The sequence below is a fragment of the Streptomyces sp. PL-29 genome (genome assembly GCF_058344425.1).
This window is the reverse complement of the sequence record NZ_CP136996.1, coordinates 4,227,403-4,246,419: the sequence shown is the minus strand read 5'-3', so window position 1 is coordinate 4,246,419 and position 19,017 is coordinate 4,227,403. Positions and strand designations below refer to the sequence as shown.

Below are 19,017 nucleotides of genomic sequence, written 5' to 3'. Positions count from 1 at the left end.
CCGGGCGACGGCGACGTCGTGCGGGGCGGGGCCCCTTACTCCCACTCGATGGTGCCCGGGGGCTTGCTCGTGCAGTCCAGGACCACCCGATTCACCTCCGGCACCTCGTTGGTGATGCGGGTGGAGATGCGGGCGAGCACCTCGTACGGCATGCGCGTCCAGTCCGCCGTCATGGCGTCCTCGGAGGAGACGGGGCGCAGCACGATCGGGTGGCCGTAGGTGCGGCCGTCGCCCTGGACGCCGACACTGCGGACGTCCGCGAGCAGGACGACCGGGCACTGCCAGATCTCGCGGTCCAGGCCGGCCGCGGTGAGCTCGTGGCGGGCGATGGCGTCGGCCTCGCGCAGCAGGTCCAGGCGCTCCTTGGTGACCTCGCCGACGATGCGGATGCCGAGGCCGGGGCCGGGGAAGGGCTGGCGCTGGACGATCTCCTCGGGCAGGCCGAGCTCTTGGCCGACCATGCGGACCTCGTCCTTGAAGAGCTGGCGCAGCGGCTCGACGAGCTCGAACTCGATGTCGTCGGGGAGGCCGCCGACGTTGTGGTGCGACTTGATGTTCGCGGTGCCCGTGCCGCCGCCGGACTCGACGACGTCCGGGTACAGGGTGCCCTGCACGAGGAACGCGACCGCGGGGCCGTCTTCCTGGAGGATCTCCAGCTGGGCCTGCTCGAAGACGCGGATGAACTCGCGGCCGATGATCTTCCGCTTGGTCTCCGGGTCGGAGACGCCGGCGAGCGCGTTCAGGAAGCGCTCCTGGGCGTCGACGACCTTCAGCTGCACGCCGGTGGCGGCGACGAAGTCCTTCTCGACCTGCTCGGTCTCGCCCTTGCGCATCAGACCGTGGTCGACGTAGACGCAGGTCAGCTGGGAGCCGATGGCCTTCTGCACGAGGGCCGCGGCGACCGCGGAGTCCACGCCGCCGGACAGACCGCAGATGGCGCGCTTGTCGCCGACCTGCGCGCGGATGGCCGCGACCTGCTCCTCGACGATGTTGCCGGTGGTCCAGGTGGGGGCCAGGCCGGCGCCGCGGTAGAGGAAGTGCTCCAGGATCTGCTGACCGTGCGTGGAGTGCATCACCTCGGGGTGGTACTGCACGCCGTACAGCTTCTTCTCGTCGTTCTCGAAGGCGGCCACCGGTACGACGTTCGTCGACGCGGTGACGGTGAAGCCCTCGGGGGCGGCGGAGCAGGCGTCACCGTGCGACATCCACACGGACTGGTTCTCCGGGGTGCCCTCGAAGAGGGTGGAGCCGGGCTTGGAGACGTGCAGCGGGGTGCGGCCGTACTCGCGGGCGCCGGTGTTGTCGACGGTGCCGCCGAGGGCGGTCGCCATCAGCTGGAAGCCGTAGCACATGCCGAAGACGGGGACCCCGGCCTCGAAGAGGGCGCGGTCCAGCTGCGGGGCGCCTTCCTCGTACACGGAGGACGGACCGCCGGAGAGGATGATCGCCTTCGGGTTCTTGGCCAGCATCTCGTCGACGGGCATCGAGCTCGGCACGATCTCGCTGTAGACCCGTGCCTCGCGGACGCGGCGGGCGATGAGCTGGGCGTACTGGGCGCCGAAGTCGACGACGAGAACCGTGTCCGGGGCGCTGTCGTGGGCGGCGGAGGGTGCTTCTGGCACGGGGCGGCCTTCCGGCGGAAGAGGTGGCTGTTTTGTCGATTCTAACGGGGCACCCGTACCCCTTTTCGTCTCACCGTCCGAGTCCTGGGCCACGGCGGTGGGGCGCGACGGCGCCGGCGTCATCCGGCCGGAGCTCCGCGGGCGGGGATCGCTCCACCGCCTGCCGGTCGTCGGCGAGGCGGCCGAGAACCGGGCGCGCCACACCCGGCACCGAGGCGTCTCACCATCCGAACCGGGTTGGCCGGAAGGCGTGCGGGGGGACATAATCCCTTCCGTGCGCAAGCAGCTGAGCTTCCTCTTTACCTATGGCACCGGCCGGTCCGGTCGCCATGGGTCATCGTGATGCTCGCCTGAGCCGCTGACTTCCCAGAGCGCCCCGGTCCGACAGGACCGGGGCGCTCTGCGTTCTCCGGACCTGCGGGCCCCACCCCGACAGGAGAGACGACCATGACCACGATCGCCACCGCCCCCGAGCAGCTGATCGCCGAGTCCCGCACCCGCATCGACGCCATCGACGACCGGATCATCGGGCTGATCCAGGAGCGGATGGCCGTCTCGACGGTCATCCAGGACGCCCGGATCGCCTCCGGCGGGCGCCGGGTGCACCTGTCCCGCGAGATGGAGGTGCTGTCCCATTGGAGCGATGCGCTCGGCAAGCCCGGTACCGCCCTCGCGATGACGCTGCTGGAGCTGTGCCGGGGACGGGTGTGACGGCTGTTCGTCACCCGTCCGGAGCGTGACCGCCCCAGGGACGCTTCGTTGGTGAGGTTGTCCGCGTCAGCCAGCCGCGGAACCGCAACACCACGCGTGGCTCCGAAGGAGCGATGAGACGTGCGCCTCGTGGTGCGCGCGTCGTGGGACCTCGCTCCTTCGTGTGACCGGACGGCAGGGGACAGCAGCCCGGTCACCCCGTAGAGGACGGCCGGCCAGGGGGACGCCCCGGGCCGGCCGTTCTGCGTCGGCGGCCGGGCGCCGGACCGTTCCTAGGCGTGTGTGCCGGTCTTGCGGCGGAAGGCCAGGACCAGGCCGCCGCCCGCGGCCACGAGCACCGCGCCGCCGAGCGCGAGCGGCCCGGCGGAGCTTCCGGTGGCGGCGAGACCGCCGTGGGTCGTGGTACCGGAGGTGGCGGAGGGCGTGGCCGAGGCGGTGGCCGTCGCGGTCGGCGACGACGTGGCCGAGGTGGTCGGCGTCGGCGAGGCGCCGCCGTCCTTCGCGGCGATCACGACGGGCGCCTTGTCGTTGGCGTGGTTCGGGTCCCACGGCTGGCCCGCGGTGCCCTCGGGGGTCCACCGTCCGACCGAAACGGAGCCCGCCGCGTTCGCCACGACCTGCTCGATCTTCAGCTCGAAGGGGTAGGCGAACCTCTCCCGCTCCCCCACGACATGCCCGGTGGAGCAGAAGTAGCGCGGTGCGCCCAGCGCCTGCTCGCGGGCCGTGCCGTCGGCGTTGACGCCGTGGCAGCCGGCCGGGACCCTGGTGACCTTCGTACCGGCCGGGATCACGATGTCCGTGCGGGCGACGCTCTCACCGGAGCGCAACTCCGCCACCCAGGCGGGACCGTTGTTGCGGAAGCCGAAGTCGGCCCTGACCGTCTCGCCCACCCCGCCGGCGAGGGAGACGGGCCAGGCCACGAGGTCGGCGCTGTTGCGGGTCCTGAAGTCGAACTCCTGCATGTTGTTCCAGGGATCGAGGTCCCCCGACCGTGCGGAGGCCCCGGCGGCGCGCTCGCGCACGGCCAGTTTCTTGCCGCCGGCCGGCTTCTTGGCCGTCCCGGCCGCCTTCGGCTGGTGCCCGTCGGCGTACACGGCGTAGGTGAGGGTGTCGGCGAAGGCGTGCGGGGCGGCCTTCAGGGTCAGCGGGCCGTCGACCCCGTAGACGGCGCCCGGCGTGTACTCGCCCTCCAGCAGGCATTGCGCCGTGCTCCAGCCCGTGTTCAGGGGCTGCCCCTCACCGGTGTCCTCGGAGTAGGAGCAGTTGTCGTACTGCTCCAGCAGGTCGATGCCGTGGGTGGTGCGCACCTCCAGGACGACGCCCTTCACGGACTCCGTGCCCTCGTTGGCGAAGACGACCGACAGGTTCTGGGTGTCGCCCGGCTTCTGCTCCTCCTTCAGCCGGGCCCGCTCCAGCACGAGGTCGGGGCCGCCGACCCGGACCGTGGTGGTGGCGGACCGGAAGGTGGCTCCCTCGGCCTCGCCGGTCACGGTGAGGTCCGCGGTGGCACCGGCCTTGCTGCCCTTGGCGGCGCTGAGATCCAGATCGACGACGCGGGTCTCGCCCTTCCACAGCGCGGGGCGCGTGCAGGTGACGGCCGCCTCGGTGAGCGTGCAGTCCGAGCCCTGCTGCTTCGCCAGCGTGACGTCCGCGACCCCCTTGAGCCCGCTCAGGTCGATGGTGAAGGTGCTCCGGCGGTCGAACGCCGAGGCGGTGTCGTTGACGAGCCGGAACGCGACCGAGGTCTTCTGCGGTTCGCCGCTCTGCCCGGGGTGCGGGCGCAGGCCGATCTCGGCCGGTCCGGCCAGGACGAGGGCGGGGTCCGCGGCGTGTGCGGGAGTGGCGGCGATTCCCAGGGCGGCGACGCCGCAGGCAGCCAGCAAGGAGATGCGCTTTCTCATGCTGCCGTTGACGGTCGAGGACGATGCGCAGTTGCCTCCGTGATGGTGTGATCGACGCCACAGCCCGGTCCGGCGGATTCCGGTACAACCATCAAGGCTGAACATCTGTCACGTATGTACCGCGGTGGGTACCGCGCTCGGAGGGGGAGCGCGGTGTCCACCGCCGTCATCCGGCCGGTTCCGGATCCCGTGGGGGAATTTCGGGGACAGCCAGGAACGGCAGCCGCAGCGCGCCGAACGCGTCCTCGGGGACGGCCGGCCGGACCGGTTCCACCGCCGCCAGGCGGGTGTAGGACGTGCCCTGTTCGGGGCGCGGGTCCCGGTCTCCCTTGTTGGGCCAGTACGCCATCGCCCGCTCCGCCTGCGCGGTGATCGTCAGCGACGGGTTCACCCCCAGGTTCGCGGAGACGGCCGAGCCGTCCACCACCGAGATGCCCGGGTGCCCGTACAGCCGGTGGTACGGGTCCACCACGCCCTCGCCCGCCGACGCTCCGATCGGGCAGCCGCCGAGGAAGTGTGCGGTCAGCGGGGTCCCCATCAGCTCGCCGATGTTGCTGCCGGGAAAGCCGTTGATCTCCTCGGCCAGCAGGGTCGCCGCCCGCGTGGCCTCCTCGATCTGCACCGGGTTCGGGGCGCCGTGCCCCTGGCGGGCGGTCAGCAGGCCCTTCCCGATCCCGCCCGGCCTGCGGTAGGTGGTCAGCGAGTTGTCCAGGGACTGCATGACCAGGCCGATGATGGTCCGCTCCGACCAGCGCCGGTTGGACAGCGAACGGGCCAGCTGGAGGGGGTGCTTCGCGGTCCTGGCCAGCCAGCCGCGGACCCGGTGGGCGCCGTAGGGCACCTGGAGGACGGTCATGAACCCCATCGCGTTGGAACCCTTGCCGTAGCGGACCGGCTCGATGTGGGTGTCGGCGTTGGGGTGCACGGAGGAGGTGATCGCCACGCCCCTGGTGAAGTCCGCCCGCTGTTTCCCGCCTGCGGCCGCGCCGTGCCGCCTGCGGTAGCGGCGGTCGTCGGTCTGCGCGCCGACCAGGCCCTCGGAGTTGGTCCGGGTCAGCTCCCCGAGCCGCTCCGACAGGCGCGGCAGCTCGCCGCGGTCCTTCATGGTGTGCAGCAGGGTCTGCGTGCCGTAGGTGCCCGCGGCGACGACCACGTACCGGCAGCGCAGCACCTTCGCCCTCCCGCGGCGGCGGCCGTCGGTGGGCACGGTGCGGACGCGGTGGCCGCCGTCCGGGTGCTCGGACAGGGCGGTGACGGTCGTCATGGGATGGATGACGGCGCCGGCGCGCTCGGCGAGGTGCAGGTAGTTCTCGTTCAGGGTGTTCTTCGCACCGTGCCGGCAGCCGGTCATGCACTCGCCGCATTCGGTACAGGCCCTGCGGGCGGGGCCGGCGCCGCCGAAGTACGGGTCGGCGGTCTCCTGGCCGGGCCGGACGCGGGGCCCGCCGGCGGCGTCCTCGCCGTCGCCGAAGAAGACGCCGACCGGGGCCATGTGGAAGGTGTCCGCCGCGCCCATCTTCTCGGCGGCCGCCTTGAGGTGGACGTCGGAGGGGGTCATGGTCGGGTTGAGGCGCACCCCGAGCATCCGCTTGGCCTGGTCGTAGTACGGGGCGAGTTCCTCGTGCCAGTCGGTGATGGACGCCCACTGCCGGTCCTCGAAGAAGGCCCGGGGAGGCACGTACAGGGTGTTGGCGTAGTTGAGCGAGCCGCCGCCGACGCCGGCGCCCGCGAGCACCATGACGTGGCCGAGCAGGTGGATCCGCTGGATCCCGTACAGCCCGAGGGCCGGGGCCCACAGGTAGTTGCGCAGGTCCCAACTGTTCTTCGGCAGGCTCTCACGGGTGAAGCGGCGCCCTGCCTCCAAGACGCCGACCCGGTACCCCTTCTCAGTGAGGCGCAGGGCCGAGACCGACCCTCCGAAGCCCGATCCGATGACGATGACGTCGTAGTCGTAGGCGTCGTCGGATGCGTCGTCGTGCGACACGGATACCCCTTAGCGCAGTCGGAGAGCCTTCATGACCTTGAGGCTGCGGGTCATGAACGCCGCGTACGTCTCGTCGTCCATGCCCAGCGAGGGCGCCATCGGGACCAGCCGCTGCTGGGCGACGGTCTGGGCCTCGGTGTACTTGAGGATGCCCTCGGAGCCGTGGCGGCGGCCGAGGCCGGAGTCCTTCATGCCGCCCATGGGCGCCTGGGCGCTGCCGTAGGCGGGGGCGTAGCCCTCGTTGATGTTGACGGTGCCGGTGCGCAGGCGGGCGGCGACCTGGTGGCCACGGCGGGCGTCCCGGGTCCAGACGCTGGAATTGAGGCCGTAGGCGGTGGCGTTGGCCTGCGCGACGGCCTCCTCCTCGTCGGTGAAGCGGTAGATCGAGACGACCGGGCCGAAGGTCTCCTCTCCGCAGACCGCCATGGCGGATTCGACGCCGTCGAGGATGGTGGGCTCGTAGAAGAGCGGGCCGATGTCGGGGCGCGCGGTGCCGCCGGCCACGAGGGTGGCGCCCTGGGCGACGGCCTCGTCCACGTGCCGCTGCACGGTCTCCAGCTGGCGCTCGCCGACCAGGGATCCCATGTCGGCGCCGTAGGCGAGGGAGGCTCCGAGCCGCATGGCCCGGGTGCGGGCGGCGAACCGCTCGACGAAGTCGTCGGCGATCGAGGCATGGACGTAGAGCCGCTCGATGGATATGCACAGCTGGCCGGCGGAGGAGAAGCAGGCGCGGACGGCGCCCGCGGCCGCCTTCTCGACGTCGGCGTCGTGCAGGACGAGCATGGCGTTCTTGCCGCCGAGTTCGAGGGAGGCCCCGATGAGTCGGTCGGCTGCGCCCCGGGCGACCTCGCGGCCGGTACGGGTGGAGCCGGTGAAGGAGACGTAGTCGGCGTGGCGGACCACCTCGGGGCCGACGACGGGGCCCTCACCGAGGACGATCTGGAAGACCTCGGCGGGCAGCCCGGCCTCGATGAGCAGGTCGCGGGCCCACAGGGCGGTCAGCGCGGTCTCGGTGTCGGGCTTCATGACGAGTGCGTTGCCCGCGGCGAAGGCCGGCAGGGCGTCTCCGACCGATAGTTCCAGGGGGTAGTTCCAGGGGGCGATCTGGCCGACGACCCCGCGCGGCTGGCGCAGCTCGGTGACCTTGGTGAGGGTGGGCATCGCGCCCGTGTGGCCCTTGGGGCGCAGGTACGAGGGCGCCTTGCGGCCGTAGTGGCGGGCCGACACGGCGACGGCCTGGACTTCCTCGTGGGCGTGCAGGCGCGCCTTGCCGGTCTCCAGCTGGATCAGGTCGAGGACCTCAGCCTGCCGGGCGAGGACCAGGTCGTGGAAGCGCAGCAGTACCGCGGCCCGCCGGCGTACGGGGACGGCCGCCCAGGCGGGCTGGGCGGCACGGGCCCGGCCGAAGGCCTCGGCCACGTCGTCGGGGGTGGCTTCGGGGAGCTCGGTCAGCCGGCCCCCGGTGAAGGGGGTGTGGTTGGCGGTGCGGCCGGAGCCGATCACTCCGCGGGTCAGCCGTGCGACCAGGTCGGGGGTCACCACGTCGGCTGCGGTGCGGGCGCCGGCCGGGGCCGGGGCGACCGGGTTGGTGGGCTGCGGTGCTGTGCGGTGAGGGGCTTCGGAGGCCTGCGAGTCCGTCATGCGGGTGAGCGTATTCCGGCGGGCCGGCTTTGGGTACCCGCCGGTAACCGGATTTTGCCTTTTCTGCCAGCGATCGCTGGCAGAATGCCGGGATCAGGACTTCTTGGCAGGCGGCTCCCAGCCGCTGAGCACGATGTCGAACTGCTGGCGGGTCACGTCCCAGTCGGCGACCGGACTCGCCATGTAGATCGCGTACTCGGTCTCGTCCGGGGCGATGTACATCTGTTCCTTGGCCCTGCGCGGACCGGGGTGGCTCACCTTCTCCGTCCAACTGAAGTCCCAGAGCGCGGCCCGGGTGCTGCCCCGGAAGGTGTTCTGGTTCAGCTGGTGCTTCTTGTAGTCCGTCCGCTTCCCCACTTGCTGCTCCAGGTCCAGCAGGTGTGCGTACGGGTCCTTGTAGTCCGGGGTGGGGTCGGCGGCGATCCGGATGAAGTGCTTGCCGTCGTCCGGGGTGTAGTCGATCTGGTCGCCGTTGGCCTGGCGCTTCCAGCCTTCCGGGACGAACAGGGTGAAGCCGGCGAGGGGGTCGACGACCTTCGTGTAGCCGGCCGGTGCGGTCGCCTCCTGCGGCTTGCCGTCGTCGCCCGACGGCCCGCCCGTCGAACTCACGACGCGGTCCGGATCGCTCTCCCCGCCGGCGCCCCCGGTGTACTTGAGGACCCCGAAGACACCGCCGCCGCCGAGCAGCGCGGCCACCAGGGCCACCACCGCGGCACGCTTGACCCAGCCGCCGTCCCGGTCGACGGGCACGGCCGCGGGCGCGGCCGCCGTCCCCGGGACCGCGGGCTCCGGCAGCGGAGCCGTCTGCGCGACCTCCTCGCGCGGGGCCTGCTCCTCGGACCGGTCCTGCGCCGGGGAGAGCTCCTCGGAGGTGACCGCGCGCGTGGGCACGTAGGCGTGCGCCGCCCTCGGCTCGCGGCCCTCCATCGCCTCCAGCAGCATCCGCTCGGCCTCTTCCGCCGAGGGCCGCTCCGTCGGGTCCTTGCGCAGCAGGGACGTGATCACCGGCCCGAGCACCCCGGCCTGGCGCAGCGCCGGCGGCTCGTCGTTCACCACGGCCTGCAGGCTGGAGATGGGCGACGTACGGCGGAAGGGGGAACGGGCCTCCACCGCCGTGTAGAGGGTGGCGCCCAGCGACCACAGGTCCGAGGAGGGGTCGGGGATCCCGCCGGTGACCCGCTCGGGCGCCAGGTAGTCGATCGAGCCCACGATCTCGCCCGTGCGGGTGATGGACGAGTCGCCCTCGATCGCGGCGATCCCGAAGTCCGTGAGCAGCACCCGGCCGTCCTTGGCGAGGAGCACGTTGCCCGGCTTCACGTCCCGGTGCAGCACGCCCACCGCGTGCGCGGCGCGCAGCGCACCCAGCACGTGCAGCCCGATCCGGGCCGCCTCGCGCGGCTCGATCCGCCCCGCCGCCTTGGCCGCGTCGGCGAGTGAGGGGCCGTCGATGTACTCCATGACGATCCACGGCCGGTCGTCGTGCTCCAGCACGTCGTGGACGGTGACCACCGCCGGGTGCTGGATCCGGGCCGCCGCCCGGGCCTCCTTCTGCGTCCGGGCGTGCATGACGTCCCGGTCCGCCTGGGCGACGTACAGACCCGCCGTCAGTTCCTTGACCGCGACGGTCCTGTGGAGCAGTTCGTCATGTGCCCGCCACACCTTCCCCATACCGCCCCGGCCGATCGGCTCGACGAGCCTGTACCGGCCCGCCAGCACGGCGCCCCCACCTGTCTGCTGTTCCACGAATTCCCGCCGCTCTCTGCACTTCAGGCCAGATTACGGAGCCCACGGGGGCTGTCGGAACCGCCCGGGCGCCGAAAGACGGCACTGTGACGCAATCGCCGTACTGATCAGCCGTCAATATCCGATCATCCGCCCGCCTTGTAACTCGCCGTGGCCTTCTCGAAGACCTCGGTGACCTTGGTCTGTTCGTCCTCCGGACCGGTCACCAGGACGACGTGGTAACTGCCGCCCAGCGCGACGACGAAATTGCGGGCGAACACGTTGCGACCGGTCCCGTCGATCCACGTGTAGCGGCCCGTGGCCCGTAGTTGCTGCCCGACCCGGGTGGTCTTGACGTCCCCGACGGTCGACCAGGTGGAGGACCGGTACGGCGTCAGCTCCGGCTCCTTGTCCTTCTGATAGGCCGCCGGGTCCGGATTGCCCTCGACCTTGTCCCGGCCCGGGACCACGGTCAGGACGAACGACCCGTCGGTGTAGCGCACCTGGCCCGCCTCGTTGATCCCCCGGCGCTCCCAGCCCTCGGGGACGGTGATCTCGAAGTGCTCCGGGTCCTGCTGCGTGGTGTAGCCGGGCGGGGCCGGCGCGGGGGCGGCCTGCGACGCGGCGGGCCCGGTCGTCGCGGGGGGCGGGACGGACTTGGGCGTTCCGGTGGGCACCGGGGAGGGGCCCGGCCGCGGCGAGGTGTGCGCCGTGGTCTCCCCGGGGCCGTCCTGGTCCCGCGTCACCCCGGCCCGGGGCAGGAACAGCATCGCGTACGCGACGGCACCGGCGAGGAGGACCAGGACGCCGACGAGCAGGGTCCGGCCGAGTGCCACCGGCTTCCGGGCGGCCGTGGGATTGCGGTGCCGTCCGTGGACCTCACCGCGGCGGCGTACGACGGGCAGCCGCGTGGGATCGGGCTCCGGCATCGGGAGCATCCCGAGACCGGCGTCCGGCTCCGGAGCGGACCGCACGAGCGAGCGCAGCCAGCCGCGCAGCTCCTCGAAGTCGGGCCGCTCGGTGGGATCCTGGCGCAGCAGGGACTCCACGACCGGGCGGAGCGCGCCGCACTCCTCGGCGAACGCGGGCGGCTCGGCGCAGACCATCTCGACGAGCTCGGCGACGCTGTCCTCCGGGTACGGGGCATGGCCCTGCACGGCGCGGTAGAGCAACGCGCCGAGCGCCCACAGGTCGGTGGCAGGCCCGACGGGTGCCGCCAGCTGCCAGTGCCCGTGCACGGGGCCGGCCTGTTCGGGCGCCCACCGCTCGGTGATCGCGCCGACCACGGCCATGCGCGTGTGCCGCGCCCGCTCGGCGTCGAGGCCGCTCCACGGGGCCGTCTGCGCCGGGGGCCGCGGGACCGGCTCCGGTCCGGGCCCCGGTGACGGGCCGCCGGGTGCCGGGTGCTCCGTGGCCGGGCGGTCCGGGGCCTCGGCCTGGCGGTAGCCCTGGGGCAGGGCGAGTTGCGCGGGCAGGGCGGACGCGGCCGGCGGGGCGGCCCGGCTCCACGCGGACGGGGGCGGGACGGGCCGCGGCCGTACCTCGGGCGCCGGCTCGCTCCGGGGCATCGGCTCGCTCCCGGCCCCGGGCTCGGTCCCCGGCTCGGGCTCGGGGTGGGGTGCGGGCTGCGGCAGGGCCGGGCGGCGCGGGGTCGCGCCGTGCCAGGGGCCGGCGGCCTCTTCCCGGGCCCCGTCCCCGGACCGGTCCCCTTCCCCGGACTGCGGTCCTCCGCCGTACGGGTAGGAGTAGCCCTGTGGGAGGGCCGACCCGCCGGGCCGACGTTCGGCCGCGGCTCCGGCCGCGGGCTCGATCGCGGCCCCAGTACCGGCCTCGGCCTTGCGCTGCTCGGTGACCCGGGCTGCCGCGGCCCGCGCGCCCGCCCGGTACGCGGCGATGACCCCGGCGCGCGCGGCGGCCTGGACGTCGGCGCCGTCCCGCGGCCGCCCGGGGGTGATGTGGTCGGTGTACCGCGGCCCGGTGTCGTAGCCCGGGGCCACGAGCGGCGCGTACCCGGGGGCGCCGTCCGCTGCGGGCCGGGGCGGGGGCGGCTCCTGGGCCGGGGCCGCGCGCGGTGGCGCCGCCTGCGTGGGGGCCGGTCCGGTATCGACCTGCGGGGCGGGGGCGGTCGGCGGGGCGGGGGCGGGACCCGCGCCCCACGTCTCCTCGGGGCCGGAGCCGGTGGCCCGGGGGACGGGGTCGTACCCGCACAGGGCCTCCTCCGCGGCGCCCGCCGCGAGACCCGTCAGGACGACCCGGCCGTCCTCGCACACCAGCACCGTCCGGACGGTGATGTTGCGGTGTGTCCAACCGTGAGCGTGCAGCACGCGCAGCGCGGTGAGCACGTCCGACGCCACCTCGGCAGCGCGGTAGGGGCTCAGGGGTTCGTCGGCGAGCAGCGCGGCCAGCGGCTTGGCCGGGACCAGTTCGCTCACTATCCACAACGACTCGCCCTCGGCGAACACGTCGAAGACCTGGTCCAGCCGGGGGTGGTCGGGAATCGCGGCCGCGGCCTGCGCCGCCTCGATGGCGCGCCGCACGGCCGGAAGGTCGGCGGGAGCGCGGCGGGCCGCAGGGACGGCCGGCGGCCCGTCCACCAGCTCGGCGTCCACGACCTCCGGCAACGGCACCTGCCGTACGAGGACTTCTTGTCCGCCGCGCGTGTCGAAGGCCCGGGTCTCGACGAGCTCGTACGCGTCGGACGGCGGCAGCGGCAGGCGGTAGCGGCCGGCCAGGATCCGGCCCGCGTACTCCTCCACATCGCCTCCCCCGAGTGCGGCAGGCTCCCAGGCCCCCGCTGACACGATACGTCGGCAGGGGCGCCTGCGTCCCGGGCTCAGCCGAGAGGCTGGAACGTCTGGAAGGCCACGTCACGCATCTGGGTGCACTCGGGACCGTCCCACTGGTCCGCGGGACAGCTGATCATGATCGCGTAGCCGTGCGTGGCATCGATCTTGAACCCGCGGTTGAGCACACGGACCCTCATCCCGACCTGCTCGCGCTCGAACTCCCAGTCGGCGACGGTCGGGTAGCCCCGGTACTCCGCCTTGTCTATGCGGATCTGCCGGTACCCCTTGCTGCTGCTGCCCACCGCCGGGGCCAGCCTGGACCAGGCGAGGGCCGCGTCGTCGGTCGGCTTGTTGTTGTAGTCGACCTGGATCCTCGGGAAGCCACCGTCGCGGCTGAATATCGCGCCGGAGTTCTCGCCGGCCGTGCCCGTCCGCCTGAACCCTTCGGGCATCGCCATCGAGAAGTGGAAGCCGGGCTCCGTCACCATCGCATATCCGGCGGGGAGAGCGCCGACCACGCCCCCGGTCGTGGCGCCCTGCCCCTGCCCCTGGCCTTGGCCCTGGTCCGCGGCCGGGGGCTGCTGGCCCTGGCCCTGTCCCTGGCCCTGACCGTCGGCGCCCGCGTCGGTGCCGGTGCCCTCGGTGCCGCCCGCGCCGGTCTCACCGGTGTTCCCCGAGGGCTGCGGGGAGCCCTGCCCGGCTTCGCCCGAGGTCTGCGGGGCGGACGCGGCCGGGGTCGCCCCGCCGTTCTTGCCCTGGTCCTTCTTGTCCTTGTCGTCGCCGCTGACCGCCCAGACGATCAGCGAGCCGACCACCGCCAGCACCGCGACCACGGCGACCACGGCCAGCGCGATGGTGCGGCGCTGCATGACGTCCGTGAGGGGTGCGACGACGGGGGCGGGCCGACCCTTGGGCGCCTCGGCGGCCGAGACCGCGACCGCAGAGGCGGCCGGGGCGGCAGTCGCCGCCTTGCGGGCGGCCTTCAGTGCGGCGCGGGCACGCTCGCGCTGCTCCCGCTCGCGACGCTCCCGTTCCTTCTTCGCCGCCTTCTCGGCGGCCTTCTCCGCGGTGGCCTTCTCCGCGGCCTGCTTGGCGTCCGCCAGCGATATCTGCCGGGTCTTCTCGGCGACCTCGGGCACCACGGGGGCCGCTACCGGCTCGGGCGCGGCGAGGACGGCGGTGAGCATCTCCCGGGCGCGGCCCTCGTCGAGGCGGCGGGCCGGGTCCTTGGCGAGCAGCCCGTAGATGACCTCGGTGAGCGGGCCGGCGTTCTTCGGCGGGTCGACCGGCTCGGTCATCACCGCGGTGAGCGTGGCGAGCGCGGAGCCCTTGTCGTACGGGGGCACGCCTTCGACCGAGGCGTACAGCAGGCCGCCGAGCGACCACATGTCGGCGGGCGGGCCGGGCTTCTGGCCGCGGGCGCGCTCGGGCGAGATGTAGGAGGGGGCGCCGACGAGCATGCCGGTGGAGGTGACGGAGGGGTCTCCCTCGACCTGCGCGATGCCGAAGTCGGTGAGGACGACGCGGCCGCTGCCGGCGATGAGCACGTTGGACGGCTTGACGTCCCGGTGCAGGATGCCCTGGCCGTGGGCGGCGCGCAGGACGTCGAGCACCGCGAGGCCGACCTCGGCGGCGCGGTGCGGGGTGAGGGGACCGTTCTCCCGGATGAACTCGGCGAGCGAGGGCCCCTCGATGAGCTCCATGACGATCCACGGCCGGGCGTCCTCGTCGACGACGTCGTAGACGGTGACGGCGCCGCCGCTGCGGATCCGGGCGATGGCCTTGGCCTCGCGGAGGGTGCGGGTGATGAGACGGCGCTTCTCGTCCTCGTCGACCCCGCTGCTGAAGCGGAGCTCCTTGACGGCGACGGTGCGGCCCAGGGTCTCGTCCTGAGCCCGCCAGACGGTGCCCATGCCGCCCTTGCCGAGGACGGCGCCCAGCCGGTAGCGGCCGGCCAGCAGCCGCCCTTCGTCCTGCCCGTCCCCGGCCGCCTTGGCGGCGGCGGCCTTGACGGCGGCGGCCATGGCGTCGGCCTTCTCGACGACGGGATTGCCCCCGGTCGCCCCGACCGCCTTGGCCGCAGGCCTGGCGGCGACGGGCTCGGCCGCAGCCACGCCTCTGTCCGGCCCCGATCCGGCAGCCGCAGGCTTCGCGTCCTCGGGCTCCGCCACAGGCACGGCCTTGCCCGGCCCGGGCTTCGCAGCCGAAGGCTTCACCCCGTCAGGCTCCACCGCAGAAACGGACGCAGGCTTCGCGTCCTCGGGCTTCACAGCCTCGGGCTTCGCGTCCTGAAGCTTCGCGTCCTCGGGCTTCGCGTCCTCGGGCTTCGCGACAGCCGTCGCCCTGCCCGGCCGCGCCTTCGTCCCGCCGGGCTTCCCCGCAGGACCGGCTTCGGCGCCCTCGGACTCCGCCACAGGCACGGCCTTGCCCGGCCCCGGCTTCGCAGCCGAAGGCCTCACCCCGTCAGGCTCCACCGCAGACGCAGAGGCAGGCTTCGGCCCGTCAGGCTCCGCCTCGGCAGCAGCCCTTGCCGCGGGCACGGAAACATCCTCGGGCTTCGCCGCGGGCGCGGAGGCGGGGGCGGACCCCGCCGAAGCGCCATCGTCAAGCTTCGCCGCAGACGCCCCGGCAGGTGACTCGGTGTGCTCCGGCTTCGACATGCGTCCCCTCTGCGATCGTGCCGCTGCTCCGCCCGCCCCAGCGGCTGAGCGACCCGGCGGCCGGGGCCCACGGTAACCCGCCCCGGCAGAGCCATCATTGTTCCTCACTCCGCAACGGACGGACCCCCCGGGTCTGCGGTTCCGCCTTCCGCATCCCGGAGTTACAACGGAACGATGTCGGGCGCTCCCAGCCGTGCCGCGTCCGCCGTCTGGTCGTCCGGCTGACGCTGCGATTCCCGCTCGGCCTGGACCCTCTTCTCGTAGTGCTCCACTTCCTTCGCGGTCTGCTGCTCGTCCCACCCCAGCACCGGTGCCATCAACTCCGCGCACTCCCGGGCCGACCGGGTCCCCCGGTCGAAGGTCTCGATCGAGATCCGCGTCCGCCGCGTCAGCACGTCGTCCAGGTGCCGCGCGCCCTCGTGCGAGGCGGCGTAGACGATCTCCGCCCGCAGGTAGTCGTCCGCGCCGGTCACCGCCCGCCCCAGTTCCGGATCGGAGGCGACGAGGTCCAGCAGTTCCTCCGTCAGCGTCCCGTACCGGTTCAACAGGTGTTCCACCCGCACCACGTGAAGGCCCGTCCGGGCGGCGATCCTGGCCCGTCCGTTCCACAGGGCCCGGTACCCCTCGGCCCCCACCAGCGGCACGTCCTCCGTCACGCACGGTGCCACCCGCTGGTCCAGTCCGTGCACGGCCTCGTCGACCGCGTCCTTCGCCATGACCCGGTACGTCGTGTACTTGCCGCCGGCGACCACCACCAGCCCCGGCACCGGATGCGCGACCGTGTGCTCGCGGGAGAGCTTGCTCGTCGCGTCGGACTCGCCGGCCAGCAGCGGCCGCAGGCCGGCGTAGACGCCCTGGACGTCGTCGCGCGTCAGCGGCACGGCCAGCACCGAGTTCACGTGTTCCAACACGTAGTCGATGTCCGCACTCGATGCCGCAGGGTGCGCCTTGTCCAGGTCCCAGTCGGTGTCCGTGGTCCCCACGATCCAGTGCCGCCCCCACGGGATGACGAACAGCACCGACTTCTCGGTCCGCAGGATCAACCCGGTGGTCGAGTGGATGCGGTCCTTGGGCACGACCAGGTGGATGCCCTTGGAGGCCCGCACGTGGAACTGCCCGCGCTCGCCGATCAGCGCCTGGGTGTCGTCCGTCCACACCCCGGTGGCATTCACCACCTGCTTCGCGCGGATCTCGTACTCGACGCCGCCCTCCACGTCCCGCACCCGCGCGCCGACCACCCGTTCGCCCTCGCGCAGGAACCCGACGACCCTCGCCCGGTTGGCGCAGTGCGCACCGTACGCCGCGGCCGTCCGCACGAGCGTGGTGACGTACCGGGCGTCGTCCATCTGGGCGTCGTAGTACTGGAGGGCTCCCACCAGGGCGTCCTTACGCAGCGCCGGCGCCACCCGCAGCGCCCGGGCGCGCGAGAGGTGGCGGTGCACCGGCAGCCCCCGGCCGTGCCCGCTGGAGACCGACATCGCGTCGTACAGCGCCACGCCCGCGCCGGCGTAGAGCCGCTCCCAGCCCTTGTGCTGCAAGGGGTACAGGAAGGGCACGGGCTTGACCAGGTGCGGCGCGAGGCGCTCCAGCAGCAGGCCGCGCTCCTTGAGCGCCTCCCGTACGAGGGCGAAGTCGAGCATCTCCAGATAGCGCAGGCCGCCGTGGATCAGCTTGCTCGACCGGCTGGAGGTCCCGGAGGCCCAGTCCCGCGCCTCCACCAGGCCGGTGGACAGGCCCCTGGTCACGGCGTCGAGTGCGGTACCGGCGCCGACCACGCCCGCGCCCACGACGAGCACGTCCAGTTCCCGTTCGGCCATCCGGGTGAAGGCGGCGGCTCGCTGCGCCGGCCCCAGTGTCGCTGTCCTCACGGCTGCCTCCCGTTGGTGCGGGTGAGATCCCGCTCACATGCCCCGTTTGACGATTCTGACGTCCCGCACCCGCATCAGCCACCGCCTGTGGACAACACAACGGCGACGTTCACCCTGTAATGCGACATATCTGTCATATATAAGCCTAGTCTGACATTGCGCCAGCTCGCCTGACCTCGGGAGGACTTGCGCGGCACCCCCTCACGCCAGGGAAGGGACGGCATCCCCATGCCCGCAGACCTCGCCGTCATCGGACTCGGCCACCTCGGCCTTCCGCTCGCCCAGGCGGCCGTCGCCGCCGGAATCGAGACGGTCGGCTACGAGAGCGGCCCGGTCACCGACTCCACTCTCTCCGCTGCCGAGATCCGCCGCATGTCGGCGGCCGGCTTCCGGGTCACCACCAACCCCGCCGAGCTCGGCCGGGTCCGCACGGCCGTCATCTGCGCCCCCACCCGGCTCGGCGCCGACCGCGCGCTGGACCTCTCCGCCGTGGGCGACGCGGGCCGCGCCCTCGCCGCGCGGCTGCGCCCGCACACCACGGTGATCCTCGAATCCGCCGCGCACCCCGGCGTCACCGAGGACTACCTGCGGCCGATCCTGGAGGAGGGGTCCGGGCTCCGCGCCGGCCGGGACTTCCACCTGGCCTACTCCCCCAGCCGCCTCGACCCCGGCAACCGGACCCACGGCATCTCCAACACCCCCAAGGTGATCGGCGGCCTCACCCCCGCCTGCACGGAGTCGGCGCACGCCTTCTACGCCCGCCTCACCGAGAAGGTGGTCCGCGCCCGGGGCCTGCGCGAGGCCGAGACCGTGCAACTCCTCGAAACCAACTACCGCCACGTCAACATCGCCCTGATGAACGAGATGGCCGTGCTCTGCCACGACCTCGGCGTCGACCTGTGGGACGTCATCCGCTGCGCCGAGACCAAGCCGTACGGCTACCAGGCCTTCCGCCCCGGACCCGGCGTCGGCGGCCACGGCGTCCCGCTCGACCCGAACTACCTGCCCCACACCAGCCGCACCCCCGGGCACCCACTGCGGATGGTCGGCCTGGCGCAGGAGATCAACGACCGGATGCCGCAGTACGTCATCCAGCGCTCCGCCACCCTGCTGAACGAGCACGGCAAATCGGCTCGCGGGGCCCGCGTCCTGCTGCTCGGGGTCACGTACAAGCCCGATCTCGCCGACCAGGAGGGCTCCCCGGCCGGCGAGATCGCCAGCCGCCTCATCGACCTCGGCGCCCTGATCAGCTACCACGACCCCTACATCACGGGCTGGCGGGTCAGGGACCGGCCGGTCCCCCGCGCCGAGTCCCTGTACGAGGCCGCGGCCAACGCCGACCTGACGATCCTCCTCCAGCACCACCGGACCTACGACATGCAGGCCCTTGCCGTGAAGGCGCAGCTGCTCCTGGACACCCGCGGCGCCAGCCCGGTGGGCGCGGCCCACCGCCTCTGAACAGCGGAAAATACCCCCTGCCGATGTCCGACGGGCCTGCTAGCCTGCGGCGTCACTTATCTCGTACTTACGCCTTATGGCCACACGTGCGTTCGCTTTCCCTGGGGGGATCCTTCCGATGAGCCAGAACTTCACGCCGCCCGCGCCCGACTCCTACTCCCCGGTCGCCGCCCCTGCCCCGACCCGCAGCGGCAACCTCGGCCTGGCGGTCCTCGCCGCGACCGGCACCGCCGTGGCCACGGGCGCCGCCTACGGCGGCATCATGAATGCGATCTCCTTCCAGATCGGCTACCTGGCCGCCGGCGTCGGCCTCGCGGTCGCCCTCGTCGCCGTCCGCATCGGCGGCCGCAACCCCCTCCTCCCGGCCCTGAGCGCCGTGCTCACGCTGGCCGGGGTGTACGTCGGCTACCTCCTGGACATGGCCCTCGCCATCTCCGAGCACCAGGGGATCCCGGTCTCCGAACTGCTCACCACCGAGCTGGTGAAACTGAACCAGTTCTACGTGGACAACATGGACCCGATCTCGATCCTCTTCTACGCGATCGGCGCCTACGCGGCCTTCCAGACCGCCCGCAAGGCCGCCGGCTGACGCACCGGCGGCCGACGGAGCACTGAGCAGGCCCGACGGACCAGGCCCGCTCCGCCCGCTCGACGCGGGCGTTCC

The 19,017-nt window shown here is 73.0% G+C and carries 11 protein-coding genes; 3 read left to right on the top strand and 8 right to left on the bottom strand.

Annotated features, from left to right (window positions below; translation table 11 throughout):
* Positions 1 to 35: 35 nt before the first annotated feature.
* Complete coding sequence (gene guaA, locus R4Z63_RS19575; protein WP_384447107.1) at positions 36 to 1,622, bottom strand: glutamine-hydrolyzing GMP synthase; 1,587 nt, start codon at positions 1,620 to 1,622, stop codon at positions 36 to 38.
* Positions 1,623 to 2,069: 447 nt separating this feature from the next.
* Here guaA and R4Z63_RS19570 point away from each other — a divergent pair, with 447 nt between their 5' ends.
* Entirely contained in the window at positions 2,070 to 2,333 is a 264-nt protein-coding gene (locus R4Z63_RS19570; protein WP_037919013.1) for a chorismate mutase, read from the top strand.
* A 272-nt stretch (positions 2,334 to 2,605) separates the two neighbouring features.
* Here the strand turns inward: R4Z63_RS19570 and R4Z63_RS19565 are convergent, their stop codons facing one another.
* The 7 genes from R4Z63_RS19565 to R4Z63_RS19535 form a co-directional block, all read right to left on the bottom strand.
* On the bottom strand, positions 2,606 to 4,234 hold the full coding sequence (locus tag R4Z63_RS19565) for a COG1361 family protein (protein WP_384447105.1): 1,629 nt from the start codon (positions 4,232 to 4,234) through the stop codon (positions 2,606 to 2,608).
* A gap of 166 nt (positions 4,235 to 4,400) precedes the next feature.
* Positions 4,401 to 6,218, bottom strand: a complete 1,818-nt coding sequence (locus R4Z63_RS19560) for a GMC oxidoreductase (RefSeq protein WP_384447103.1) — start codon at positions 6,216 to 6,218, stop codon at positions 4,401 to 4,403.
* Between the two features lie 9 nt (positions 6,219 to 6,227).
* Positions 6,228 to 7,859 carry a succinic semialdehyde dehydrogenase gene (locus tag R4Z63_RS19555; RefSeq protein WP_384447101.1) on the bottom strand — a complete coding sequence of 544 codons (1,632 nt, stop codon included), beginning with the start codon at positions 7,857 to 7,859 and terminating at the stop codon, positions 6,228 to 6,230.
* Between the two features lie 93 nt (positions 7,860 to 7,952).
* Positions 7,953 to 9,602, bottom strand: coding sequence for a serine/threonine-protein kinase (locus R4Z63_RS19550; protein ID WP_384447099.1), 1,650 nt, complete (start codon positions 9,600 to 9,602; stop codon positions 7,953 to 7,955).
* A 125-nt stretch (positions 9,603 to 9,727) separates the two neighbouring features.
* Complete coding sequence (locus tag R4Z63_RS19545; RefSeq protein ID WP_384447096.1) at positions 9,728 to 12,337, bottom strand: serine/threonine kinase C-terminal domain-containing protein; 2,610 nt, start codon at positions 12,335 to 12,337, stop codon at positions 9,728 to 9,730.
* 77 nt (positions 12,338 to 12,414) lie between these two features.
* Entirely contained in the window at positions 12,415 to 15,027 is a 2,613-nt protein-coding gene (locus R4Z63_RS19540; protein WP_384447094.1) for a serine/threonine-protein kinase, read from the bottom strand.
* 161 nt (positions 15,028 to 15,188) lie between these two features.
* Positions 15,189 to 16,895 (bottom strand): glycerol-3-phosphate dehydrogenase/oxidase, encoded by a 1,707-nt coding sequence (locus R4Z63_RS19535; protein WP_037918999.1) that lies wholly within the window; start codon positions 16,893 to 16,895, stop codon positions 15,189 to 15,191.
* A 228-nt stretch (positions 16,896 to 17,123) separates the two neighbouring features.
* Between R4Z63_RS19535 and R4Z63_RS19530 the strand changes: the two genes are divergently transcribed.
* Positions 17,124 to 18,353, top strand: a complete 1,230-nt coding sequence (locus R4Z63_RS19530) for a nucleotide sugar dehydrogenase (protein WP_037918998.1) — start codon at positions 17,124 to 17,126, stop codon at positions 18,351 to 18,353.
* Between the two features lie 118 nt (positions 18,354 to 18,471).
* Positions 18,472 to 18,942 (top strand): hypothetical protein, encoded by a 471-nt coding sequence (locus R4Z63_RS19525; RefSeq protein ID WP_384447091.1) that lies wholly within the window; start codon positions 18,472 to 18,474, stop codon positions 18,940 to 18,942.
* Positions 18,943 to 19,017: the final 75 nt, after the last annotated feature.

What these genes read in the sequence shown, in the direction of transcription:
- R4Z63_RS19570 (WP_037919013.1), top strand. Translation starts at nt 2,070, where the DNA reads ATGACCACGATCGCCACCGCCCCCGAGCAGCTGATCGCCGAGTCCCGC.
- R4Z63_RS19565 (WP_384447105.1), bottom strand. Translation starts at nt 4,234, where the DNA reads ATGAGAAAGCGCATCTCCTTGCTGGCTGCCTGCGGCGTCGCCGCCCTG.
- R4Z63_RS19555 (WP_384447101.1), bottom strand. Translation starts at nt 7,859, where the DNA reads ATGACGGACTCGCAGGCCTCCGAAGCCCCTCACCGCACAGCACCGCAG.
- R4Z63_RS19540 (WP_384447094.1), bottom strand. Translation starts at nt 15,027, where the DNA reads ATGTCGAAGCCGGAGCACACCGAGTCACCTGCCGGGGCGTCTGCGGCG.
- R4Z63_RS19530 (WP_037918998.1), top strand. Translation starts at nt 17,124, where the DNA reads ATGCCCGCAGACCTCGCCGTCATCGGACTCGGCCACCTCGGCCTTCCG.
- R4Z63_RS19525 (WP_384447091.1), top strand. Translation starts at nt 18,472, where the DNA reads ATGAGCCAGAACTTCACGCCGCCCGCGCCCGACTCCTACTCCCCGGTC.